Source organism: Streptomyces mesophilus (assembly GCF_011044995.1).
Lineage (GTDB): Bacteria > Actinomycetota > Actinomycetes > Streptomycetales > Streptomycetaceae > Streptomyces > Streptomyces mesophilus.
Genome location: NZ_JAAKZW010000131.1, coordinates 1 through 22,572, shown reverse-complemented (window position 1 = coordinate 22,572; position 22,572 = coordinate 1). Strand labels below are relative to the sequence as shown.

The following is a 22,572-nucleotide window of genomic DNA, read 5'->3' as shown; positions in this document are numbered from 1 at the left end:
GGGCGGGGCGGGGAGAAAGCCCGCCGCAGGCGCTACGAACCCGCACCCGGCAACGAAGCAGAACCCCGACCGCCGACCCGACCTACGCCCGCGACCGCGCCTTGAACGCCGCCTTACGAGCCTCCTTGGCCACCCGCTTGTCCGGGTGCAGCCGCCCCATCGCCTCCAGGACGTCAGCCGTCGCCGGGTGGTCCACCCGCCAGGCCGTGTCGAAGAACCCGGCATGCTGGGAGGCCAACCCCTCGACCAGGCCCTGGAGTTCCTCCGAGTTGCCCTCCGCCGCCAGCTGCGCGGCCAGAGTGTCGATGGTCAGCCAGAAGATCATGGCCGGATCGGGCGCCGGAACGCCGGAGAAGCCGTGCTCGGTCAGCCAGACCCGGGCGAGACCGCCCAGTTCCGGGTCCCCGAGCACATCCCGCAACGCCGGCTCGGCGGACGGACCCGTCAGCGAGAGCGCCTGCTGGCAGCGCAGCCGCCGCAGCGGGCCGTCCTCGTCGGAGCCGCGGGCCGCCGCGAGCAACTCCCGTGCCGCCGCGACCGGTTCACGTCCGGCGAGCCACAGCTCGGTCTCCGCCTGGGCCGAGGACTGCGGGAACTGGGCCGTCGCGTCGAGCAGGACGTCCGCGCCCTTGTCCGCCAGGTCGCCGACGGCCGGCGCGTCCACGCCCGCCTCCTGCATCCGCGACCGGATGCCGTACAGGCCGAGCGGCGTCAGCCGGACCAGCCCGTACCGGCTGATGTCCTCGTCCTCGGGAACCTCGGCGACCTCGTCACCGGCCTCCGCCATCAACTCCTCGTCCACCGGCTGGAATTCGACCAACCCGATCGGTTCGAGCAGCCGGAACTGGTCGTCGAGCCGCATCATCGCGTCCGAGACCTGCTCCAGGATGTCGTCGGTCGGCTCGCCCATGTCATCCGGCACGATCATGGACGCGGCCAGGGCCGGCAGCGGCACCGGCTCGTCGCCCGGACCGTCCTCGCTGACGGTGAGCAGATAGAGATTGCCGAGCACCCCGTCGAGGAACTCCGCCTCGGCCTCGGGGTCGAAGCCCAGGGCGTCGAGGTCGATCTCGCCGCCCTCGCTGAGCGCGTCCACCAGATCGTCGAGGTCGGGCACGCTCGCGTCCGCGAGCACCGTGTCGAGGGCGGTCTGCCACAGGGCGAGGATCTCGGCGGGCCCGCCCGAGGTGAGCAGCGCAAGGTCCTCGCCGGCGACGACCGTACCGTCCGACTCCTCGTCGCCGTCCGTGACCTCGACCAGGCCGGTGTCGACGGCCACCCGCCAGGCCTCGCTGGCGTACGCGGGGCCGTCCTCGTCGTCCGCCGCGTACCCGAGCAGTTCCGCCGCCGCCGGCAGCTGCTCGTCGACCAGCTCGCCGCCCGCGCCGACCCGGGTCTCGGGCCCGGCCCAGCGGGCGAGCCGTACCGCACGCGCGAGCAGCGGTGCGGCCAGCGCGGCGCGGGCGAGCTCCGCCTCGGGGGCGAGGCGCGCCGGCGGCAGGGTGGTGCGGTCGGGCGTCGGGCTCATGGGCTGGCTCTCCTCGTACAGGTCCCCGTGGGCAACGGCGGGCGGCCCCCAGAGTAGACGGATTTCACCCCAGACCGGCTGGTTCATGGACCCGTCAGGAGCTGTACACCCCCGGAGCCTTGACAACTCCCGTGCGCACGCAAGAGATTGACGCGCGTAGATCTCTGCATGGTCTACGCGCATAGCGCCCGTCGCACCGCACTCGGTACCGGCTTCGGCACCACCTGCAGCAACACCCTGTCGTCGCACCGCTCTCACCCTCATCCGGAGTGATCTGATGCCCGCTCGCACCGCCCGCCCGCACCCGTTCCCGAGAACCGCCACCGTCGTCGCCATCGCCCTCGCCGCCGGTCTGCTCACCGCGGGGAGCGCGCAGGCCGCCCCGGTCTCCGTCCATGACATCCAGGGCACGACCCGTCTCTCGCCGCTGGCAGGCCAGCAGGTCAGCGAGGTCGAGGGGATCGTCACCGGCGTCCGTACATACGGCTCGCGCGGTTTCTGGATCCAGGACCCGAGCCCGGACGCCGACCCCGCGACCAGCGAGGGCGTCTTCGTCTACACGGGCTCGGTGCCCACCGTCCAGCCGGGCGACGCGGTACGGGTGTCCGGCACGGTCACCGAGTACGTCCCGGGCGGTGCGAGCTCCGGCAACCAGTCCCTCACGCAGATAACCAAGCCCACGGTCACCGTGGTCTCGTCCGGCAACCCGCTGCCCGAGGCGCAGGTCATCAACGGGTGGCAGGTCCCGCACCGGTACACCCCCGAGGGTGACCCCGCGGACGGCAACAGCATCAACAAGCTCCCGCTGCACCCGCGTTCGTACGCACTCGACTACTACGAGTCCCTCGAGGGCATGAACGTCGCGATCGGCACCTCCCGCGTCGTCGGCGCCACGGACCCGTACTCCGAGCTGTGGGTGACCGTGAAGCCCTGGGAGAACCCGACGAACCGCGGCGGCGCCCGCTACGGCTCGTACACCTCGCAGAACACCGGCCGGATCCAGATCCAGCAGCTGGCCCCGATCGCCCAGTCGCCCTTCCCGAAGGCCGATGTCGGCGACCGCCTCACGGGCCGTACGGAAGGCCCCCTGGACTTCAACCAGTTCGGCGGCTACACCCTGACCGCCCGGACGCTCGGCACCGTCGAGGACCGGGACCTGGAGCGCGAGCGCACACGCCGCCAGGACCGCGACGAGCTGGCCGTGGCCACGTACAACGTGGAGAACCTGGACCCGAAGGACCCGCAGGCGAAGTTCGACGCGCTCGCGCAGGCGGTCGTGGAGAACCTCGCGAGCCCCGACATCCTCGCCCTCGAGGAGATCCAGGACGACAACGGCGCGACCAACGACGGCACGGTGTCGGCGGGCCAGACCCTCGCCAAGTTCACCGAGGCCATCAAGGCCGCGGGCGGTCCGGCGTACGAGTGGCGCTCGATCGACCCCGAGGACAAGAAGGACGGCGGCGAGCCGGGCGGCAACATCCGTCAGGTCTTCCTCTACAACCCGGACCGGGTGTCCTTCACGGACCGGCCGGGCGGCGACGCGACCACGGCGACTTCGGTCGTACGGGAGAAGGGCCGCGCGGCCCTGACCCTCTCCCCCGGCCGTATCGATCCGGCCAACCCGGCCTGGGCGGACAGCCGCAAGCCGCTCGCCGGCGAGTTCACCTTCCGCGGGCGCACCGTCTTCGTGATCGCCAACCACTTCGGTTCCAAGGGCGGCGACGAGTCCCTGGTCTCCCACCACCAGCCGCCGGTGCGCTCCTCGGAGGCGAAGCGGCTGCAGCAGGCGCAGGCGGTGAACGGTTTCGTGAAGGATCTGCTCAAGGTCCAGCGCAACGCGGACGTCCTGGTCGTCGGCGACATCAACGACTTCGAGTTCTCCGAGACGACCAAGGCGCTCACCGCCGACGGCGCTCTGGAGGCGGCCATCACGTCGCTGCCGCGCGCCGAGCGCTACTCGTATGTCTTCCAGGGCAATTCGCAGGTCCTCGACCAGATCCTGACGAGCCCGTCGATCGACGACTACGCCTACGACAGCGTGCACATCAACGCGGAGTTCGCCGAGCAGAACAGCGACCACGACCCGCAGGTGCTGCGTTTCGAGCCGTAGGCACGGGCCGGTCGCGCCCTGACCACGGACAGCCCTTGACCTCAACAGGACTTCAACTTTCAGGATGGTGATCGCCGACTCGGCACGACGAACCGGAGGATCGCCATGACCTTGCGTATCGACACCGTTCCGAATCTGGACCGACCGGGCGTGGGCGCCGTGCTCGCGAGCACCTGGAACGTGGGCACGCCCGAGCGGCAGGACGCGGCGGTCGCGGCGATCACGAATACGTGGACAGGACAGCAGAGCCGGCCCTGGCCTGCCGACGGGCCGGTCTCCTACAGCGTGTTCAAGGGCACGGACGGCGAGTCGCTGCTGCATCTCTCGCAGTGGCGCGAACTGTCGGACTACGACGCCTTCGTGGCCCGGCACCGCACGGAGCGCAACTCCGAGATCGACGACGCGGTGCCGGGCATCCAGCGGCTGCGGCTCGACAAGTACGAGCTGTACCGGGGAGCTTCACGGGATCCGGACCGGGTGCCCGGGGCGATCGTGACGGTGGAGGTCGAGTTCGACGGTCCGGATCCCGCGCGTCAACGGGCCTGGATCGACACGGTCTTCGAGGCCCTGGGCTCGGACCCCGCCCCGCACCCGGGCGGGCTCTCGGGCCACTTCCACACCAGCTTCGACGGGACGAAGGTCCTCAACTTCGCCCAGTGGACGAGCGTCGAGGACCACATCGACGCCCTCGCGGCCCCCGGCAACGGCGTCGGTTCCTCCACTCCGGAGTGGCAGCGGGTGCACAGCTTTCCCGGGGTCGTCGGGGGCGGGGTACGCCGGTGGCTGCCGGCGGTGAGCCTGAGCGCGGGGTGAGGCTCAGCGCGGGATGAGGCTCAGCGGGGTGAGGCTCACGGCGGCCGAGGCTGGGCGCACGCAGGGGCTCACCACCCGCCGAGGGTCAGCGGAACCGCGAACTGGGCACGGGACCGGGCGAGTCGACCCGGTCCCGGGTCCCGGTCCGCCACACCGAGGCGGTCGCGGTCACGAACGCCGTCAGCGTCTCCTCCGGATCGGCCGGCGTTTCACCGTCACCCTCGTCGTCGTACGCACCGGCGCCGAGGATCTCGGCCGCGAGCTCCTCGGCCGGCCGTTCATCGGCCGGTACGCGCTCGGTCTCGCCCTCCACCACCCGCAGCGTCTCGGCCCAGGGCGCGATGTTCACCTGCGCGAGCAGAGTGCTCACATCGGCCGGAACGACGGGCGGGTCGGTCCAGCTGGTCGCGTGCTCGAACAGGATCTGTCCCCGCGCACGCTCCCGCAGCGCGGACAGCAGGTCCTGGTCGCTGTCGTTCATGTCGTACGCCACGACGAGCGTGTCCGTGCGGGCGGGGTCGAACTCGACGGCGGGCAGGCCGAAGTGGCGCGCGGCCGCCAAGCCCAGAATCCGCGAGGAGCGGTCGGGCAGCAGCGACACCGAGGCCGGTGCGACGGCGGCGGTGCGCAGCACGGTTCCGAGCCGTTCGAGCCCGTGCAGAATCCGGTCGTACGAGTCCTGGGTGTAGGCCCAGCGGCCGGTCATGCCCGCCTCGTACCCCCACGGCGAGAGCGTCAGCAGACAGGCGCCGTGCACCGCGAACTGCCAGCCCCGCAGGTCCTTCGGATCGCGCGGAGCGGCCACACCCAGCGCTCGTCGTCGGGCTCGGGCAGCCGGGCCAGCTGGGCGTCGGCCTGGGCGAGATCCCCGGCAAGGAGGGCGTTGTGGACCAGGAGATACCGGTCCGGCCACGGCCGCAGCGCCGTGTCGCGCTCGGCCAGCACCTGTACCGCCTCCGCATGCCGGTGTTCGTCCTCCAGCGCGGACACCAACTCGGTGAGGATCACGGGGGTGCTGGGCGCGAGGCGCAGTGCCTCGCGCAGGGCGGGGATGGCGAGGAAGGACACCCCGCGCTCGACGCAGCCGTACCCGAAGTCGAAGAGGGCCTGCGCCTGGCCGGGCCGCTTGGCCAGCTTCTTCGCGGCGGCGGCCAGATCGTCGAAGCCGGCCGTCTCGGAGAGCTTGCGTACCACTGTGGCGATCTCGTGCAGCTCGGCCTGGTCCACCGCCGAGCGCAACTGTCGTACGGTTCCGGGAATATCACCTTCGTCCAACAGCTTGCGCGCTTCCTGCAATGCGTTGCTCATACGGGCAAGGTTCCCGGGCCCACGGACGCCCCGCAAACGATTTCGCGCCCCGTGCGAGACTCGCGCCATGCTCCTGCGTCCCGCCGCCCGTGCCGAACTGACCGCCGTCCTCGCCCTGCTCGCCGACGAGGACCGGATCACGGACCCCGCGTCCGTCGTGGTCGACGAGGCGCACGAGCGCGCGTTCGCGGCCATCGAAGCGGATCCGCGCAACGAGATGCTCGTGCTCGTGGACGACGCCGGACTCGTCCTGGGCTGCGCCCAGCTCACGTACATCCCGGGGCTCGGCCAGGGCGGACGGGAGCGGGCGCTCGTCGAGGCGGTGCGGGTGCGGGCGGACCGCAGGGGCGGCGGCCTCGGCGCGGAGCTGATGAAGCTCGCGATCGAGCGGGCCCGGGCGCGGGGCTGCGGGCTGATGCAGCTGACCAGCAACAAGCGCCGGGGCGCCGCCCACCGCTTCTACGAGCGCCTCGGGTTCGCCCGCAGCCACGAGGGCTTCAAGCTGCCCCTCTGACCCCGGGGTCCCCCATGGTCAGAGCAGATGCCCGCCGCCGTCCACCATGACCACCTCGCCCGTGATGTACGAGGCGTTGGCGAGGTCGGTGATCGTCTCGGCGATGTCCTCGGCGGTGCCGACCCGGCGCAGCGGCAGGCGTTCGGCCACCTGCCGCATCGCCTCGTCGACGCCGTCCTGCCCCTCGTACCACGGTGTGGCGATCATGCCGGGGGCGACCGCGTTGACCCGGATCTCCGGGCCGAGCTGCTTGGCGAGCAGCCGCGTCATGTGGTTGAGGGCCGCCTTGCTCACCGCGTACGGGATGGAGCTGCCGTTCGCGTGGATCCCGGCCTGCGAGGAGACGTTGACGACGCTGCCGCGGCCGTGGGCGCGCAGATGCGGGACGGCGGCGGTGATGGTGCGCCAGACGCCGATCACATTGACCTCGTGGATCTCGCGCCACACCTCGGGGCTCGCGGCGGCGAAGTCGGCGTGGTCGATGAAGCGGGTCGTGCCGGCGTTGTTGACGAGGATGTCGAGACGGCCGTACGCCGCCACGGCGGACTCGACCAGACCCTCGGGGTCCTCGGCCACATCGGCCTGGACGTAGACCGCGTCCGGCAGTTCGGCCGCGAGTGCCTTGCCCGCGTCGACGGACCGGGCCGAGTTGACCACGACCCGGACGCCCGCGGCGGCCAGGCGGCGCGCGGTCGCCGCGCCGATCCCCGATGACGAACCGGTGACCAGGGCCACCCGCTGTTCTGTGCTCATGTGCTGCAGCGCCTTCTCTGTTCGGCTCTGCCGCGCCCTGCACGATCATGCCACGCGGCTGCCGGGGGCGGGAGCCGGGAGGGCGCCGGGGCGCCGGGGCGCCGGTCGAGGTTCCCGCCGGATGAGCCGGCGGGCACCTCGGTGCCGCGCTCCCGCACGGCGTGCCCGACGAGGCCGCGTGCGTCCACGGCCGCCACCGCGCGCCGCACCGCGGCTGCGACTGCGGCGTCCACTGCGTGCACGCCCGGCAGGACGCAATTGGCCCGAATCCAGCGCGGACCCCGGGGATAGAGCACTCCCCGGCGGGTACCCGGAGCGGTCCCGACAGTTTGGGAGGCGGGATACGTGAGCGGGCCAGGCAACCGGCAGAAGCCGGACACGGCAAGCGATGAACACCCTTCGGTGGGCGAGCTCGTCAGCCGTGCCTCGGAGCAGCTCTCCACGCTCGTACGACAGGAAATGCAGCTCGCCCGGGCCGAGTTGACCGAGAAGGGCAAACAGGCCGGGCGCGGCGGCGGGCTGCTCGGTGCGGCCGGAGCGGTCGCGTACATCGGTCTCATGGTGCTCGCCGCCGCGGCGGTGGCCGCACTCTCCCTCGAACTGCCCGTCTGGGCCAGTGCGTTGATCGTGTGCGGCGTGCTGTTCCTGATCGCCGGGGCCCTGGCGGCCGCGGGCCGCAAGCGGCTCGGCCGGGCGACACCCCCCATGCCCGAGAAGGCGCTCGACAGCGTCCGGGCCGACGTGGCGGAGATCAAGGAGAGGGCGGCGCGATGACCGAGGACACACCTGCGCACACCGCGAAGGCCCAGGACACGCCTGCACACACCGCGAAGGCCGAGGACACGCCTGCACACACCGCGAAGGCCGAGGACACCTCCGCGCAGACGCCCGAGCAGCTGCGCGGGCGGATCGAGCAGACGCGGAGCGAACTCGGCGCCACCGTCGAGGAGTTGGCGGCCAAGGCCGATGTGAAGGGCCGGGCACGGCAGCGGGTGGCACGGGCAAGGACGCGCATGACGGAGAGGACGGCACGCATGAAGGACAAGGCCCACGGACTGCAGGACAAGGCCGCCGGCACGAAGGCCCGCGCCCGCGGAAAGACGAGCGGAACGAAGACCCAGGCCAAGGGCGCGGCGGCCGGGGCGATGGGCAAGGCGGCCGAGGCCAGGCACCAGGCCGGCGAGCTGAAGACCCAGGCCGTGCACCAGGCGGCGGAGATCAAGGACCAGGCGATGGTGAAGGCGGCGCAGGCCGGCGGGCGGCTGAAGGACGCCACCGCACAGGTGCAGGGCCGCGCCTCCGGCACCGCGCACCGCGTGCAGGAGAGCACCCCGCAGCCGGTGCTCGACGTGGCCGCCACAGTGGCCAAGACCGGACGGCGTCACCCCCGGCCGCTCCTGGCCGTGGGTGCGGGCGCCCTCCTCGCGGCCGGCGTCATGCGCCGGCGGCGCAATGGCCGTACGAGGCGCGGCCATTGAGCCCGGGTGAGGGAAGGGGCGCGGCCCACCGCACGGGTCGCGCCCCGCTCACTCCGGGCACCTCGCGCCCCGCACCCCGGGCACCTCGCCCCCCACCTCTAAGCATCCCTAGCCCTCACCTTGAAGCAGATTTAAGTGGAGCTTCACGGTGAGTCCACCGACACTCATGCCATGACGACCTCCCCTTTCGGCCGCGCCCTCTGCGCGATGATCACGCCCTTCGACGCGACGGGCGCCCTCGACCTGGACGGCGCGCAGAAGCTCGCCGCGCATCTCGTCGGCGAGGGGTGCGACGGGCTCGTCCTCTCCGGCACGACCGGCGAATCCCCCACCACGTCCGACGCGGAGAAGTCCGCCCTCATCCGGGCCGTACGCGAGGCGATCGGCGACCGCGGCACGATCGTCGCGGGTGTCGGCACCGCGGACACCCGGCACACCCTCCGCCTGGCCCGCGAGGCCGAACAGGCGGGCGCGGACGGCCTGTTGGTGGTGTCCCCGTACTACAGCCGCCCGCCGCAGGACGCGCTCGAAGCCCATTTCCTCGAGGTCGCCGACGCCACCGGGCTGCCCGTGATGCTGTACGACATCCCCGGCCGCACCGGCACCCGGATCGAGCCGGACACCATGATCCGCCTCGCCGGGCATGAGCGGATCGTGGCGGTCAAGGACTGCGCGTACGACGTGCTCGGCAGCTCGAAGGTGATCTCCGCGACCTCTCTCGCGTACTACGCGGGCTGCGAGGAGTGGATCCTCCCGCTGTACGCGGTGGGCGGCGCCGGCTTCGTCTCGACGGTCGCGAACGTGGCACCCCGGCTGCTGCGCTCCCTCCTCGACGCGTACGACGAGGGCGACACCGCACGCGCGACGGCCGCCCACCAGCACGTGCTCCCCCTCGTCGAACGCGTGATGGCGGACGGCCTGCCGGGCACCGTCACCGCGAAGGCCCTGCTCGCCGAACTCGGCCTGCCGGCGGGCCCGGTCCGCGGACCGCTGCGGCCCGCGGACCCGGAGCGGGTCCGCGGGCTGCGCACGGCGTACGAAGCCGTTGCGGTCGGCGGGTGGTGAACGGCGGTCAGCGGGTGGTGAACACCGGGCTCCAGCGGCCGGAGGACCCGTCCGTGCCCTTGAGGAATCCGCTCAGCGGAACCACCTTGTCGCTGCCGATGGTGACCATGACGAGCTGCTGCCGGAACTCCCCCGTATCGGGAGCGATGTCCCAGGCGATCAGCCGGTTGTCGTCGGCCCAGGCGAGCAGCTGCTGACCGCGGGTCTTGTGCAGCCGCTTTCCGGTGTACGGGTCGATGATCTCGGACGCGGTGGTCCTCGCGCCGCCCGCGAAACCGCCCGCGGCCAGCTTGCCGTTGGGCGAAAGGCGCGCCTCGACGGACCAGTCCAGGTGCTTCTCGTTCGCGGGGGCGGAGGTCTCCTTGCCCGCGAAGTCGTAGTAGCGGTTGCCGGGCTCGACCATCAGGCCCGAGTACACCAGCTTCCCGGAATCGGTGAAGGCGAAGTCCTGGCGGAGGTTGACCTCCACCATCCCGTGCTCGTCGTGCCGGACGGGGACCTCGCTCCAGGAGCCTTCCCCGGAGTCGACGTCGAGCACATAGAAGCCGGTCCGGTAGGACGTGTTCTTGTCCCAGTCGTAGTCGTTCAGCTTTCCGTCGGCGTTCAGGTCGTAGTCGAGCTTGAACAGCCGGTCGGGGTTCTCGCTGTAGGTCGTGGCGACCACCTTCCGGCCGTCGGGCGAGAACTCGACGCCCGCGACGCCCTGTTCGACCGGGATCCAGCGCTCGATCTCACCGGTCAGCAGGTCGAGCAGCCCGATCCGCCGCGTGGGCAGCTGCTGTTCGAGGACCACGGCGGTGCGCATGCCGGGGGCGACATCCACGACGGACCACTTGTCCGTCTTGACGTACTTTCCGGACTCCTGGTCGAGGAGGTACCACGTCTTGCGGCGAATCCGGCTGTCCTGCGGTGCCTTGACGTTCTCGGTGATCGCGTAGGCGGCGAGCGCGGTCCGCCCCGCGGCGATGAGCTCCCGCGGCGGCGACTGCTTCGGGTGCGCCACGACATCATCGGTCCGGGTCTGGCTCGCGAGCTGCGGGGTGTCGTCCCCGCCGAGCGCCGGCACCGCGAGCACCGAGGCGATCACCGCGGCCGTGGTCGCGAGCGCCGCGCCCACGACCGTCCGGGTTCTGCGCCGGCGCCGTGCGGCGACCACGCGCCCCGCCAGGTCACCGGTCGGCGGCCCGGTCTCCTCCGCCATGTCACGGAGCGCCGAACGCACCATGTCGTCCATCTTCACGGTCCTACCTCCACAGGCCGGGGGTGCACGGGTTCGTCCACTTCGGGTGCGAGCGCGGCGAGTTCGGGAGCGAGGGTGCGCAGCCTGGCCAGCGAGCGGTGCGTCGTCGAACGCACCGTGCCGACCGAGCAGCCGAGGAGCGAGGCGACCTCCGCCTCGGGCAGATCCTCGAAGTAGCGCAGCACGAGCACCGTCCGCTGCCGTGCGGTCAGCCGGCCGAGGGCCGCGCGCAGCACCACGCGCAGGTCGGCGGCCGCCGCCCCGTCCTCGGCCGCCTTGGCCTCGGGCGGTACGGAGACGCTCACCTCACGCCGGCGCCACTTCAGGCGCCAGCGTCCGATCTGCTGCCGGTACAGGACCTGCCGGACATACGCCTCCGGCTCATCGATCCTGTGCCACCGCCCCAGCGCTTTGACCAGGGCGTTCTGCAAGAGGTCCTCGGCGGCATGCCGATCGCCTCCGCTCAGCAGCACCGCGGTCCGCAGCAGCGCGGCGGACCGGCTCTCCACGAACAGACGGAAACTGTCCTCATATCCCGCATCACGGGCACTCATCGTCACCTTCATCTCTCCTGGACCCCCGGGCCCTGGAGGTCTGCTGCTCCTGGTGACGCCTGCGGCCGCCCCCTGCTATGCCTGTGGTCCGCACCATTCTCACGGACCGATGACGTGCCCCTTTTGTCTTCGGGGTCAGGGCGCGACCGGATCAACCGGCAGCCGCACCTGGAAGCAGCAGCCGCCCGTCACGTTGTGCACCTCGGCGCTGCCCCGGTGGGCCTCCACGATGCCGCGCACGATGGCGAGCCCCAGGCCCGCACCAGCGGGCGGGGTGCGGGCGGCGGTGCCGCGCCAGCCGGTGTCGAAGACGCGCGGCAGATCCTCCTCGGGGATGCCCCCGCAGCCGTCGGTGACCGAGAGCACCACCGCGCCGTCCTCGCCGCGCTCGGCGGCGACCGCCACCGTGCCGTCGGCGGGGGTCCGGCGGATCGCGTTGACCAGGAGGTTGGCCAGGACGCGGGTCATCTCCTTGCCGTCGACCTCGACCGGCACTTCGTCGACCCGCTCGCCGATCAGCCGGACCCCGTGCTCGCGGGCGAGCGGATCGGCGCCGGCCAGGGCGTCGCCCACGAGGTCGTAGACGGACATCCGGGTGCGGGTGAGCTGGAGGGCGCCCGCGTGGATACGGGAGAGCTCGAAGAGATCGCCGACCATGCCGTTGAGCCGCTCGACCTCGGTGCGGATCTGCCGGAAGTAACGCTCGGGCTCGGCGGCCATCCCGTCCTCGAGCGCCTCCGCCATGGCGCGCAGTCCGGCGAGCGGGGTGCGCAGATCGTGCGAGATCCAGGCGACGAGTTCGCGTCTCGAGGACTCCAGGGCGCGTTCGCGCTCGCGTGAGGCGGCGAGTCTGGCGCTGGTGGCGGCCAGTTCGCGGCTCAGGGCGTCCAGTTCGGCGGTGGCCGAGGCGCCGGGCGCCGCGAAGCTGCCGCCGTCGCCGAACGAGCGGGCGGCCCGGGCGAGTTCGCGGGAGCGGGCCACCACCCAGCGGCCGAGCAGCAGCGCGGTCGCGAACGAGACCACGGCGGCCATGACGATGACGAGGGTCACCACGGTCAGGTCATGCGGCGACAGGAACATCGCCCAGGCCACCGCGAGCGTCCCGGCCAGCATCGCGGTCACGGCCGTGGCGGCGACGACGGTGAGGGACACGGCGACGGACCGGTGGCGCAGCAGGCGCAGCGCCGTGGCGCCGAGCACTCCGGCGGCCGCGGCGCCGCAGGCCGCGTACAGGGCGATGAGCAGCACCTCACGCATCGGACGCCGCTTCCTTCGCCTCTTCGAAGCGGTAGCCGACGCCCCAGACCGTCCGGATCAGCCGGGGCCGCGCCGGATCGTCCTCGATCTTGCCGCGCAGCCGCCGCACATGAACCGTCACGGTCGACAGATCGCCGAACTCCCAGCCCCACACCTCGCGCATAAGCCGCTCCCTGCTGCAGGCCTCGCCGGGATGCCTGAGCAGATAGGAGAGGAGGTCGAACTCCCGCAGGGTGAGGGCGAGTTCGCGGCCGTCCTTGGTGGCGCGGCGGCCCGACGGATCGAGGGTGATGCCCGCGTACGAGAGAACGGAGGACTCGCCGCGCCGGGGCAGCCGTGCGCGGCGCAGCACGGAGTCGACGCGCAGCACCAGTTCGCGGGGGCTGAAGGGCTTGGTGACGTAGTCGTCGGCGCCCATTTCGAGGCCGAGGATGCGGTCGTCCTCGTCGCCGCGCGCGGTGAGCATGATCACCGGGACGGGGGCGCGTTCGCGCAGGCGGCGGCAGACCTCGAGGCCGTCCATGCCGGGCAGCATCAGATCGAGCACGACCAGATCGGGCGGCCGTTCCCCGGCAGCGCGCAGGGCGGAGGGCCCGTCGGCGAACCGTTCGACGAGATAGCCGGCGCGGTCGAGATAGCCGGCCACGACCTCGGCCACGGTCGGATCGTCGTCGACGACGAGTACGCGGGCCGGTGGTGCGACGGCCGGCTCCTGAGAGGGTGTGCCCTCACCTTCGCGGTGCATGGCGCCAGCTTCGCACCGCCGCGGTGCGGGGGGCACGGAGAGGGCGTCGGCGGGGAGCGACGTCCGCGTTCCGTAAGATCCCGCAGCCGGCCGTCAGTCCGTACCGGGCGCGGACGTCGGGCCGGAAGCCAGACGCTCCACGACCGTCTCCCCCAGCTCGGCCAGGACGTCCAACTGGGCGGGGCTGAGCAGATCGATGAAGTGCCGCCGCACCGAGGCGACATGGGCGGGTGCTGCCGCGTCGAGGGTGCGCATCCCCTGATCCGTCAGGGCCACGACGGCGCCGCGCCCGTCCGTCGCGACCCCTTCCCGTACGACCAGGCCGCGCTGTTCCATCCGGGCCAGGTGATGCGAGAGGCGGCTGCGCGACCAGAGCATACGGTCGGCCAGCTCGCTCACCCGTCGGCGGCGGTCCGGGGCCGCGCCCAGGTTGGACAGCACGTCGTAGTCGGGGTCGGAGAGCTTGCTGTCGTGCTGGAGGTCGCGCGAGATCTGCGCGTTGAGCAGCAGAAACATCCGCCGGTACGCCTGCCAGGCGCGCTGCTCGCGGTCGGTGAGCCACTGAGGTTCCTGCCCTGTCATGCCACTCACCGTACCGCATCTGATTGACACGTCACCTACCCGGGGCTACCTTCATCTCGGGACATAGATGACACGTCAATCACTTGGAGAGGGTCATGGCTGCCGCACTCCGCCTCAGCTCCGGACTCGTCCTCTTCGGCGTGAGCATCGCGCTCATGGTCGCGGCCGAACTCGGCGTCCCGTCCTGGGATGTGCTGCATCAGGGAGTCGCCCAGGCGACGGGGCTGCCGTTCGGCTGGGTCGTCAACGGCGTCGGCGTCCTCGTGCTGCTCGCCTGGATCCCGCTCAAGGTGCGTCCCGGCGTCGGAACCCTCGCCAACGTCCTGGTCGTCGGCCTGGTCGCGGACGCCGCCCTGGCCGCCCTGCCCGATCTCCACGATCCGTGGGTACGCGGCGGTGTCCTTGCCGCCGGCATCCTCCTCAACGCCCTCGCGACCGGGCTCTACGTCGGCGCCGGACTCGGCCCGGGGCCGCGGGACGGCCTGATGACGGGGCTCGCCGCCCGCGGCATCTCGATCCGTCGCGCACGCACCGCGATCGAGGCGTCCGTACTCGCCGTCGGCTGGCTGCTCGGCGGCACCGTCGGCCCGGGCACCGTGCTCTTCGCCGCCGCGATCGGCCCCCTGACCCAACTCGCCCTGCGCCGACTCACGTTCACCGCAACCGCCCGCGCTCCCCGGGCCGCCACCTCGTAAGGAATCCGCCATGACCCGCCGTCTACAGATCCTCTCCGCGAGCACCCGACCGACCTCGGCCGGACGACCGCTGGCTCGCTGGGTCACCGAACTCGCCACCGCCCAGGGGCAGTTCGCCTCCACGCTCGTCGACCTCGGCGAGGTGGGCCTGCCCTTCTTCGACGAACCGGGCCTGCCCGCCGACGGCGTGTACGTCCACGAACACACCAAGGCCTGGAGCGCGACCGTCTCGGCGGCGGACTGCTTCGTCTTCGTCCTGCCGATGTACAACGGCGGCTTCACCGCCCCGCTCAAGAACGCGATCGACTTCCTGTACGCGGAGTGGCGCGACAAGCCGGTGGGCCTGATCAGCTACAGCGCCGGCACCTCGGGCGGGGCCCCGGCCATCGAGATGCTCCACCCCGTCCTCGCCCGCGTGGGCCTGCGCCCCGCCCCGCACACCCTCTCGATCCCGGCGATCGACCAACACGTAGACCCTGACGGCCGGTTCCACCCCACCCCCACCCTCGCCGCCGAGACGAACGCGGTGCTCTGCTCGGTGGCCGGCCTGCTGGAAGCACGGGTGGCGGCCTGAACCGGGACGGCAAACGCAGGGCACCCCTTCCGCATACACAGGCGAACCCGCGGGTTAGCCTCCCCGCATGGGACTCCTGACCAGGTGGCGCAAGGCCCCGTCCGACGACATCGCGCGCGAGGTTCTCCAGGCGATCGCACTCCTGGAGAAGCACACCGCGGAGTCCGCCGAAGCGGCGCTGCGCAAGGCGCTGGACGAGTCCCGTACGGCCTTGGGCCAGCAGCACCGGCTCACTGCGGCAGCCTGGGTCGGCCACGGCGCAGCCCTCTACTACTGCGGCCGCTACGCGGAGAGCGAGGCGACCCTGCGGGAACTCGCCGCCGACCGCGCCCATATACCCGGTGACGAGTGGGCGCTGCGCGCACTGGTCATCGCCCCGCTCGCCATGAGCGCGCAGGGCGGCCACGCACAGGCGCTCGAGGAGATGGACGAGCTCCTGCCCCACATCGTCCGGATCCGCGGCGCCGAGCACTCACTGACGCTCAAGGCCCGCTGCGAGCGAGCCACGATTCTCTGTGACCTCCTGCGGTACGAGGAGGCCGAGCTGGAGGCCCGGGAGCTGATCGCTCTCGCCGACCGCGGCAGGGACCCGAGGTCCCGCCCCGTCTCGCTGAGCGCCCGGGACGCCCTTGCCAAGGCCCTGTCGGGCCAGTCCCGGCACTCGGAGGGCGAGTCGGTCGCACGCGAAGGGCTGCTCAGGCGGCGGCCGCGGACACCGGACGACGTACGATGCGCCGCGGCCCTGCGCCTCACCCTGGTCGCCACACTCAACGGACAGGGGCGCCACGCGGAGGCGCTCACCGAACTCACGGCACTGCCGCTCCCACTGCCCTTCGCCGAGACAGGCGCCCCCGAACTCGCCCGCGCGCAGGCCTACTTGGGCCTCGACCGACGCACAGAGGCGGCACACGAGGCCCGTGCGGCACTCACCTCCATCACCCGCGTACTGGGCCCCGCACACAGACGCACCCAGGAGGCACACGACCTCCTGCACACGCTGAACAGCCCCTGACCGACTCCGCAAGCCCGCACAAAAATCGATCTTCACCCGCTGATCGTGGTGATCGGCCGGACCGTCATCGGCCCACCGCAGTTCTGCCGGCCCGCACGCACGAGCGCCCTCCCGGGCCACCTGGGGCCGGAAGGGCGCTCGACGCTGATCGACAGCAGGGCAGCAAGTGGCCGCCCCACGTGGTCAGTTGTTGCTGTGCAGCACGTCGTTCAGGCCGCCCCACACCGCGTTGTTCGGGCGGGCCTCGACCGCGCCCGTGACCGAGTTGCGGCGGAAGAGGATGTTCGAGGCGCCGGAGAGCTCGCGGGCCTTGACGATCTGGCCGTCGGGCATCGTGACGCGGGTGCCCGCCGTGACGTAGAGGCCGGCCTCGACCACGCACTCGTCGCCCAGCGCGATGCCGACGCCCGCCTCGGCGCCGACCAGGGAACGCCGGCCGATGGCGACGCGCTGGGTGCCGCCTCCGGACAGGGTGCCCATGGTGGAGGCGCCGCCGCCGATGTCCGAGCCGTCGCCGACGACGACGCCCTGCGAGATACGGCCCTCGACCATCGACGTACCGAGCGTGCCGGCGTTGAAGTTCACGAAGCCCTCGTGCATCACGGTGGTACCCGCGGCGAGGTGCGCACCGAGGCGGACACGGCCGGCGTCGGCGATACGGACGCCCTTGGGCGCCACGTAGTCCGTCATCCGCGGGAACTTGTCGACACCGTGCACGACGAGGTGCAGGCCCTCGGCGCGGGCGTTCAGGCGGACCGTCTCGAGCGAGTCGACCGGGACCGGGCCGAGCGAGGTCCAGGCCACGTTGGCGAGGAGGCCGAACAGGCCGTCGAGGCTCTGCTCGTTCGGCTTGACCAGCGTGTGGCTGAGCAGGTGCAGCCGCAGGTACGCGTCGTGCGCGTCCAGCGGCTTGTCGTCCAGGGACGCGATGACGGTACGGACGGCGACGATCTCCACGCCCCGGCGGTCGTCCTTGCGGATGGCCTTCGCGGCACCCTCGCCGAGCAGCTCGACGGCACGCTCGGCGCTCAGCCGCTCGGTGCCGGCCGGGCCGGGAGCGTCGCTGAGCTCGGGGGCGGGGAACCAGGTGTCGAGAACGGTGCCGTCGGCGGCCAGCGTGGCCAGTCCCGCGGCTACGGCACCGGTGGTACGGGGGGCAGTGGTGGTGTCGGTCATGGGCAAAACTTAACCGGCTCGCGGCGACGGAAGCGAACCGGTCTCAGGGTGCGGGCCGGGTTCCCCCGCCTGCCCGTGTCCGCACGAGGGCGTGCCGTACGCCCGCATCCCCCCGGGTGCGGGCGTACGGCACTGGTCCGGCTGTCGGGCCCCTGGACGTCAGGGGCCCGAGAACCTCAGGGCCTGGCGTTCTTCTCGTCGACGAACCTCAGGGCCTGGCGTTCTTCTCGTCGACGAACGTCAGGACCAGGTCGGCGCTGGTGGTCATCACGTCACCGGCCTTCCACGTCCCCGGGAAGAACGCGGTCTCCTCGTTGTTGTCCGTGAAGTCACGGGCCACGACCATCCGGCTTCCCACCACCTGATACGTGTCGGGCAGCATCAGCATCTCGTTGCGGTACCGGTCATCGGGCCCCGGCTTCAGCGTGATCCCCACGGTCTCGCGGCCGGCCGCGTCGGTCACCGGACGGTCGACGAGCCCGATCCCCGGCAGCTTCGCCAGCGCCCGGTACAGCTTGGCCTGGCCCTCGCCCTCCAGAGGCGTGATCGGCGAGCGCGCCAGTGCCTGGGCGATGTAGAAGACGTCCGCCGGCTTCTTCGGGTCCAGCATGTCGAACTGGTTCGGATACGCCTTCTGGTACGCCTTCACGATCCCTTCCGGGTCGTCCGGCAGACCCTTCAACAGAGCGTAGTAGCGAGTCCAGTCGCTCTCCTCGCCCTTCTGGGACCCGGCCGTGAACCAGTCCTCGTCCGTCGTCGACTTCCCCAGCTCACCCGTGTCGCGCTCGACAGAGGCTCCGATGTGCTTCGTGTAGTACCACTGGTCCTCCCGCGGCTCCGCCCCCTTGACCGACTCGGCCGCCCGCGCCGCCGCCTCCAGGAACTCCTGCGCCGTCCCCGGCCGCGCCGTCTGGCTCGCCGCCGGCCGAGGTCCGGGGTCGGACCCGCCCGACGAGTCCGCCACGTTCACGGCGATCACCGCCGAGGCCGCCACCGCCAGCGCCGCCCCGGCCGCGGCGAGGCGCCAGTCGCGCCGCAGCCGTGCCATCCGCCACGCGGAGCCACCGCCCTCCGCCGCGTCGACGAGCCGCATCCGGCCCTGTGCGAGCCGCGCCCGGTCGGGCGTGGGCGCTTCGGACCGCAGTTCACGCACCTTCGTCATCTCGTCCATCACTGCGCCACCTCCGAGGTGTCCACGACGAATGCCGGATCCGCACCGAGCGCGCTGCGCACCTTGCGCCGCGCCCGGTTGAGCCGCGAGCGCACCGTCCCGAGCGGGATGTCCAGGGCTTCGGCGACCTCCGGATAGGAAAGGTCCGCCCAGGCGACGAGCAGCAGGACATGCCGGTCACCGGCCGAGAGCCCGGCCAGCGCGCCCGCCAGGGGTGCATGGGCCGACTGCGCCACGACCCGGCTGTCGGCCCGGTCCACCCAGGACTCGGCCACCGGATCGGTACCGGTACGGGCAAGGGCGCGCAGACCCCGTATCTCCGCGCGCCGTTGCTTGCCGATCAGATTCGCCGCGATGCCGTACAGCCAGGGCCGTGCGTTCTCCCGCGACAGGTCGTAGCGGGAGCGCGTACGGAACGCGGCGAGGAAGGTCTCCGCCGTCAGATCGTCCGCGGCGCCGTCGCCGAGGCGACGGGCCGCATAGCGATGGATGTCGGGCGCGTACCGGTCGTAGAGCAGGGCGAACAACTCCGGCTGCGCCAGCGAGCGGTGGACCACCTCCGCATCGCCCTCGAGCGCGATCGCTCTGTTCACGTGGCCTCCCCCTGCCGAACTGCTCGGGTGTGCTCACCCCCTGTTACCCGCAGCGCAGAAGGCAGTTCACGCGGCCGGTCCGAAGGCAGTTCACGCGGCCGGCCCGCGAGCAGCACCGCACACCCCGCGCCCACCGCCAGGACCGCACACAGCGGCCACAGCAGTCCGGGCGCGGCACCGAGCACCGCGCCGCCGAGGGGCGCGGCAAGGACCGTACCGCTGACCGAGACGCCCGCATACAGGCTCTGGAAACGGCCCTGCACATGCTCGGGCGCCTGGTCGGCGACATAGGCGGTGGCGGTGGTCTTGTAGAGGATCTCGCCGAGGGTGAGCAGGGTCATCGCGGCGATCGCCGAGGCGAGCACCGTCCCCGGGATCAGCATCGCGTACCCCGCGCCGACGAGGAGCAGACCGCAGCCGACGATGCGCAGGGGCGGGCGGCTCTTCAGGGCGAGCGCGACGGGGAGTTCGAACAGCAGGATCAGCCCGCCGTTGATGGCGATCATCCAGCCGTACACCCGGGCGTCCATGCCGTGCTCGGCGAGATGGACGGGGAAGGTCGTGTACTGCTGCCGGTAGACGAGGTCGACGACCAGGATCGCGCCGAGCAGCACCAACACCCCGGGCCTGGCGCGCAGTTCGGGCCACAACTTGCCGGAGCCGCGGGCCGCGGGAGCCTTGGTGGCACCCCGGGCCGGCACCATCCGGGCGGTCCAGCAGGCGAAGACCAGCGTGCCGATCCCGTCCGCGACGAACAGCCAGTCGTACGAGATGGAGGTGGCGACGAGCGCCCCGAGCGGCGGTCCGATGGTGAACCCGCCGTTGGACGCGGCCCGGATCACGGCGAAGGCCTGCCGGCGCCCGCCTTCCGGAACGAGGACCGCGACCAGCGCCGAGTTCGCGGCACGGACCACCCCCGTCGCGTACTCGGCGAGCGGCAGCGCGAGGTAGAGGGCGGTGACGGGCAGCAGCGGCAGTACGGCGAGCAGGAGACCGGCGGACACGGCCGCGACCAGGAGAACGCGCCGGTGGCCGAAGCGGTCCCCGTACCAGCCGCCGGTGAAGTTCCCCGCGACCACGCCCAGGCCGCCGAGCCCGCTGATCAGGCCCGCTTCGGTGACGGGCAGGCCGCGCGGGCCGGTCAGATACAGGAAGACATAGACGAACGTGAAGCTCACGAGCGCATTGACGAACACTCCCGCCGCAAGCAGCCATACGGCCCGCGGCACCACCCCACCTATACGCAACGCACCCACCCCAACGAGTCAGTTCTTTTTGGGAACTGACTATGGCAGCATAATGAGCGGCAGGTCAACGGGAGCCGGGCAGCACGAAGGGCGCCGCACGGGACACCGCGAAGGCGCCGCACAGGGCACCGCGAAAGGACGGCCATGGCACGCAGGACAAGCCTCGGTGACGCCGAGTGCGCCATCGCCCAGGCACTGGACGTGGTCGGCGACTGGTGGACGCTCCTGATCGTCCGCGACTCCGCACGCGGCGCCCACCGCTTCGAGGAGCTCCAGCGCGAACTCGGCATGTCCCGCAAGGTGCTCGCCGAACGCCTGAAGCTCCTCGTCGACGCGGGCGTCCTGGAGAAGGTCCCGTACCAGGAGCGCCCGGTGCGCCATGAGTACCGCCTCACGCCCCGCGGCCGCGGCCTGCTGCCGGTGCTGATCGCACTCCAGGACTGGGGAGACACCTGGGTGCTCGGAGAAGGGGAACTGATGGCCACGGCCACCGACACCTCACGCGAAGCCGCACGGATCCACGCACTGCGCGGCACCCGCGTACCGGATGACGTCCACCTCATCGGCAGCGACGGTGAGGTGCGCGATCCGGTGTCCGACCGGACACCGTTCACGGTCCTGTACTGCTTCCCCGGCGCGTACGCCCGCAGCGAGTCCTATCCGCCGGGCTGGTCCGGCATCCCGGGCGCCCCCGGCTGCACCCTCGAATCGTGTACGTACCGCGACCAGCTCGCCGAGTTCACCGCGGCCGGCGCCTCGGTGCACGGCGTCTCGACCCAACGCCCCGACGAACAGCGCGCGTTCGCCGAGAAGGAGCGGCTGCGCTTCCCGCTGCTCTCGGACGCCGACCTGGCGCTCGCGGCGGCCCTGCGCCTTCCGACCTTCCGCGCGGCCGGGGTGAGCCGCCTCAAGCGGCTGACGCTGGTGATCGACCGCGAGCGGGTGATCCGCGAGGTCTTCTATCCGGTCACGGACATCGCGGCGAGCGTGGCCGCGGCACTCGACGCCGTACGGGAGCGGCAGGCTGGTCAGCTGCCCGTACGCCTCGGCGACTGACCTTCACGACCGGGGCCGCTGCTCTCACGCAGCATCCTCCGCAGCATCTCCCGCGTATAGGCCTCGTCGAACTCCCCACCCGTCAGGAGCACTTGCAGGCAGATCCCGTCGAGCAGCGCGACGACCGCCCGCGCCGTGACCCGGTCCACGCGGCGGACGAGGATCTCCTCGACCGAGGCGCACCACTCGGCCGCGACGGGCCGCAGCGCGGGGCGGCGCAGCGCGGCGAGATACAGCTCGTATTCGAGTTCGACGCCGGTGCGGTCGCCGCCGAGCCACTCCCCCGTCAACTGGGCCAGCTCCGCGGCCAGATCGGCATCCGGCGCGAGCAGCGACGCACGTTCGCGCACCGCCTTGCCGAAGCCCTCGTTGGCCTGGCGCAGCGCGGCGACCATCAGATCGTCGAGGGTCTTGAAGTGATACGTGGTGGAGCCGAGCGGCACGTCGGCCTCGGCCGCGACGGAGCGGTGGCTGAGCCCGCCGATGCCCTTCTTCCCCACGACGCGGATCGCGGCGTCGATGATCCGCTGGCGCCGGTCGGGGTCGTATCTGCGGGCCATCAGCGCACCCCGTTCCCGCGGGCCATCAGTGTGCCCCGGCGCCCCATCAGTGTGCCCCGCCGAGATTGAGCAGCACCACACCGCCGATGACCAGGACGATCCCGGCGAGCTTGGCCAGGCTGGCGGACTCCCCGAGGAAGAGCATGCCGATGACGGCGACGGCCGCGGTGCCGACGCCCGCCCAGATCGCATAGGCCGTACCGACCTGCATCGTCTTGAGCGTCTGCGCGAGCAGTGAGAAGGCGAGCAGATAGCCGGCGACCGTGGCCAGCGACGGCCAGAGCTTGGTGAAGCCCTCGCTGTACTTCATGGCCGTGGTGCCGGCCACCTCCGCCGCGATCGCCGCGGCCAGCAGTCCGTATCCCATGTGTACGAGTGTACGCAACGTTGCGTACGGGTGTACATAACCGCGCACGGGACCTTGAGCGGGCCGTTGGGCCCTGTCCGGGGCCGCGGACCCGCCGCGAGGATGGGCCGGTTGACCGGACGAGCCCTGGAGAAGGACGTGTCGCACCCCGGCTGGGCGCCCCTGGCCCCGTAC

The 22,572-nt window shown here is 71.8% G+C and carries 25 protein-coding genes; 10 read left to right on the top strand and 15 right to left on the bottom strand.

Annotated elements, in window-relative coordinates; genetic code table 11:
• Window positions 1-82 precede the first annotated feature (82 nt).
• Window positions 83-1,528 carry a hypothetical protein gene (locus G6045_RS26065; protein WP_165334537.1) on the bottom strand — a complete coding sequence of 482 codons (1,446 nt, stop codon included), beginning with the start codon at window positions 1,526-1,528 and terminating at the stop codon, window positions 83-85.
• A 277-nt stretch (window positions 1,529-1,805) separates the two neighbouring features.
• Here G6045_RS26065 and G6045_RS26060 point away from each other — a divergent pair, with 277 nt between their 5' ends.
• Together G6045_RS26060 and G6045_RS26055 are read left to right on the top strand one after the other, a co-directional pair.
• Window positions 1,806-3,638: an endonuclease/exonuclease/phosphatase family protein gene (locus G6045_RS26060; RefSeq protein ID WP_165334536.1), complete on the top strand. Its 1,833-nt coding sequence runs from the start codon at window positions 1,806-1,808 to the stop codon at window positions 3,636-3,638.
• A 105-nt stretch (window positions 3,639-3,743) separates the two neighbouring features.
• Entirely contained in the window at window positions 3,744-4,451 is a 708-nt protein-coding gene (locus tag G6045_RS26055; protein ID WP_165334535.1) for an antibiotic biosynthesis monooxygenase, read from the top strand.
• Window positions 4,452-4,536: 85 nt separating this feature from the next.
• On the opposite strand, the gene G6045_RS41610 is transcribed toward G6045_RS26055, so the two are convergent.
• Together G6045_RS41610 and G6045_RS41605 are read right to left on the bottom strand one after the other, a co-directional pair.
• On the bottom strand, window positions 4,537-5,256 hold the full coding sequence (locus G6045_RS41610; protein WP_235968309.1) for a hypothetical protein: 720 nt from the start codon (window positions 5,254-5,256) through the stop codon (window positions 4,537-4,539).
• Window positions 5,187-5,759, bottom strand: coding sequence for a hypothetical protein (locus tag G6045_RS41605; protein WP_235968308.1), 573 nt, complete (start codon window positions 5,757-5,759; stop codon window positions 5,187-5,189). The genes G6045_RS41610 and G6045_RS41605 overlap by 70 nt, the downstream gene beginning before the upstream one ends.
• Window positions 5,760-5,826: 67 nt before the next feature.
• On the opposite strand from G6045_RS41605, the gene G6045_RS26045 reads away from it, so the two are divergent.
• A complete protein-coding gene (locus G6045_RS26045; RefSeq protein ID WP_165334534.1) occupies window positions 5,827-6,273 on the top strand; it encodes a GNAT family N-acetyltransferase in 447 nt (148 codons plus the stop codon).
• Between the two features lie 18 nt (window positions 6,274-6,291).
• Here the strand turns inward: G6045_RS26045 and G6045_RS26040 are convergent, their stop codons facing one another.
• Window positions 6,292-7,026 carry an SDR family NAD(P)-dependent oxidoreductase gene (locus G6045_RS26040; RefSeq protein WP_165334533.1) on the bottom strand — a complete coding sequence of 245 codons (735 nt, stop codon included), beginning with the start codon at window positions 7,024-7,026 and terminating at the stop codon, window positions 6,292-6,294.
• 345 nt (window positions 7,027-7,371) lie between these two features.
• Here G6045_RS26040 and G6045_RS26035 point away from each other — a divergent pair, with 345 nt between their 5' ends.
• The 3 genes from G6045_RS26035 to dapA all read left to right on the top strand — a co-directional run bounded on the left by G6045_RS26035 (window position 7,372) and on the right by dapA (window position 9,569).
• Complete coding sequence (locus tag G6045_RS26035; protein ID WP_165334532.1) at window positions 7,372-7,800, top strand: phage holin family protein; 429 nt, start codon at window positions 7,372-7,374, stop codon at window positions 7,798-7,800.
• Window positions 7,797-8,504: a DUF3618 domain-containing protein gene (locus G6045_RS26030; protein WP_165334531.1), complete on the top strand. Its 708-nt coding sequence runs from the start codon at window positions 7,797-7,799 to the stop codon at window positions 8,502-8,504. The genes G6045_RS26035 and G6045_RS26030 overlap by 4 nt, the downstream gene beginning before the upstream one ends.
• A gap of 171 nt (window positions 8,505-8,675) precedes the next feature.
• A complete protein-coding gene (gene dapA, locus G6045_RS26025) occupies window positions 8,676-9,569 on the top strand; it encodes a 4-hydroxy-tetrahydrodipicolinate synthase (RefSeq protein ID WP_165334530.1) in 894 nt (297 codons plus the stop codon).
• A 7-nt stretch (window positions 9,570-9,576) separates the two neighbouring features.
• Here the strand turns inward: dapA and G6045_RS26020 are convergent, their stop codons facing one another.
• From G6045_RS26020 to G6045_RS26000, 5 genes are all read right to left on the bottom strand, one after another.
• Window positions 9,577-10,803, bottom strand: coding sequence for a WD40 repeat domain-containing protein (locus G6045_RS26020; protein WP_206344185.1), 1,227 nt, complete (start codon window positions 10,801-10,803; stop codon window positions 9,577-9,579).
• Between the two features lie 2 nt (window positions 10,804-10,805).
• Entirely contained in the window at window positions 10,806-11,363 is a 558-nt protein-coding gene (locus G6045_RS26015; RefSeq protein WP_235968307.1) for a SigE family RNA polymerase sigma factor, read from the bottom strand.
• 135 nt (window positions 11,364-11,498) lie between these two features.
• Window positions 11,499-12,620 (bottom strand): sensor histidine kinase, encoded by a 1,122-nt coding sequence (locus G6045_RS26010; RefSeq protein ID WP_165334527.1) that lies wholly within the window; start codon window positions 12,618-12,620, stop codon window positions 11,499-11,501.
• Window positions 12,613-13,365: a response regulator transcription factor gene (locus G6045_RS26005; RefSeq protein ID WP_165334526.1), complete on the bottom strand. Its 753-nt coding sequence runs from the start codon at window positions 13,363-13,365 to the stop codon at window positions 12,613-12,615. Before G6045_RS26005 ends, G6045_RS26010 begins: the two co-directional genes overlap by 8 nt.
• A 93-nt stretch (window positions 13,366-13,458) precedes the next feature.
• Window positions 13,459-13,947, bottom strand: coding sequence for a MarR family winged helix-turn-helix transcriptional regulator (locus tag G6045_RS26000; protein WP_165334525.1), 489 nt, complete (start codon window positions 13,945-13,947; stop codon window positions 13,459-13,461).
• A gap of 95 nt (window positions 13,948-14,042) precedes the next feature.
• On the opposite strand from G6045_RS26000, the gene yczE reads away from it, so the two are divergent.
• The 3 genes from yczE (at window position 14,043) to G6045_RS25985 (ending at window position 16,228) form a co-directional block, all read left to right on the top strand.
• Window positions 14,043-14,642 (top strand): membrane protein YczE, encoded by a 600-nt coding sequence (yczE, locus tag G6045_RS25995; protein WP_165334524.1) that lies wholly within the window; start codon window positions 14,043-14,045, stop codon window positions 14,640-14,642.
• A gap of 10 nt (window positions 14,643-14,652) precedes the next feature.
• Window positions 14,653-15,216 carry an NADPH-dependent FMN reductase gene (locus G6045_RS25990; RefSeq protein WP_165334523.1) on the top strand — a complete coding sequence of 188 codons (564 nt, stop codon included), beginning with the start codon at window positions 14,653-14,655 and terminating at the stop codon, window positions 15,214-15,216.
• 67 nt (window positions 15,217-15,283) lie between these two features.
• Window positions 15,284-16,228 carry a tetratricopeptide repeat protein gene (locus G6045_RS25985; RefSeq protein ID WP_165334522.1) on the top strand — a complete coding sequence of 315 codons (945 nt, stop codon included), beginning with the start codon at window positions 15,284-15,286 and terminating at the stop codon, window positions 16,226-16,228.
• Between the two features lie 183 nt (window positions 16,229-16,411).
• Here G6045_RS25985 and dapD read toward each other — a convergent pair whose 3' ends face one another.
• The 4 genes from dapD to G6045_RS25965 all read right to left on the bottom strand — a co-directional run bounded on the left by dapD (window position 16,412) and on the right by G6045_RS25965 (window position 20,424).
• Window positions 16,412-17,404, bottom strand: a complete 993-nt coding sequence (dapD, locus tag G6045_RS25980; RefSeq protein WP_165334521.1) for a 2,3,4,5-tetrahydropyridine-2,6-dicarboxylate N-succinyltransferase — start codon at window positions 17,402-17,404, stop codon at window positions 16,412-16,414.
• Window positions 17,405-17,612: 208 nt separating this feature from the next.
• Window positions 17,613-18,575 (bottom strand): hypothetical protein, encoded by a 963-nt coding sequence (locus tag G6045_RS25975; RefSeq protein WP_165334520.1) that lies wholly within the window; start codon window positions 18,573-18,575, stop codon window positions 17,613-17,615.
• Window positions 18,575-19,168 carry an RNA polymerase sigma factor gene (locus G6045_RS25970; protein ID WP_165334519.1) on the bottom strand — a complete coding sequence of 198 codons (594 nt, stop codon included), beginning with the start codon at window positions 19,166-19,168 and terminating at the stop codon, window positions 18,575-18,577. The genes G6045_RS25975 and G6045_RS25970 overlap by 1 nt, the downstream gene beginning before the upstream one ends.
• Window positions 19,165-20,424, bottom strand: a complete 1,260-nt coding sequence (locus G6045_RS25965; protein ID WP_408056364.1) for an MFS transporter — start codon at window positions 20,422-20,424, stop codon at window positions 19,165-19,167. The genes G6045_RS25970 and G6045_RS25965 overlap by 4 nt, the downstream gene beginning before the upstream one ends.
• 135 nt (window positions 20,425-20,559) lie before the next feature.
• On the opposite strand from G6045_RS25965, the gene G6045_RS25960 reads away from it, so the two are divergent.
• Entirely contained in the window at window positions 20,560-21,471 is a 912-nt protein-coding gene (locus G6045_RS25960) for a winged helix-turn-helix transcriptional regulator (protein WP_165334517.1), read from the top strand.
• Here the strand turns inward: G6045_RS25960 and G6045_RS25955 are convergent.
• Window positions 21,444-22,031: a TetR/AcrR family transcriptional regulator gene (locus G6045_RS25955; RefSeq protein WP_165334516.1), complete on the bottom strand. Its 588-nt coding sequence runs from the start codon at window positions 22,029-22,031 to the stop codon at window positions 21,444-21,446. The two genes, G6045_RS25960 and G6045_RS25955, sit on opposite strands and share 28 nt — an antisense overlap.
• 46 nt (window positions 22,032-22,077) lie before the next feature.
• The gene (locus tag G6045_RS25950) at window positions 22,078-22,398 is read right to left on the bottom strand and encodes a DMT family transporter (protein ID WP_165334515.1); all 321 of its coding nucleotides are present in this window, start codon (window positions 22,396-22,398) and stop codon (window positions 22,078-22,080) included.
• Window positions 22,399-22,572 lie beyond the last annotated feature (174 nt).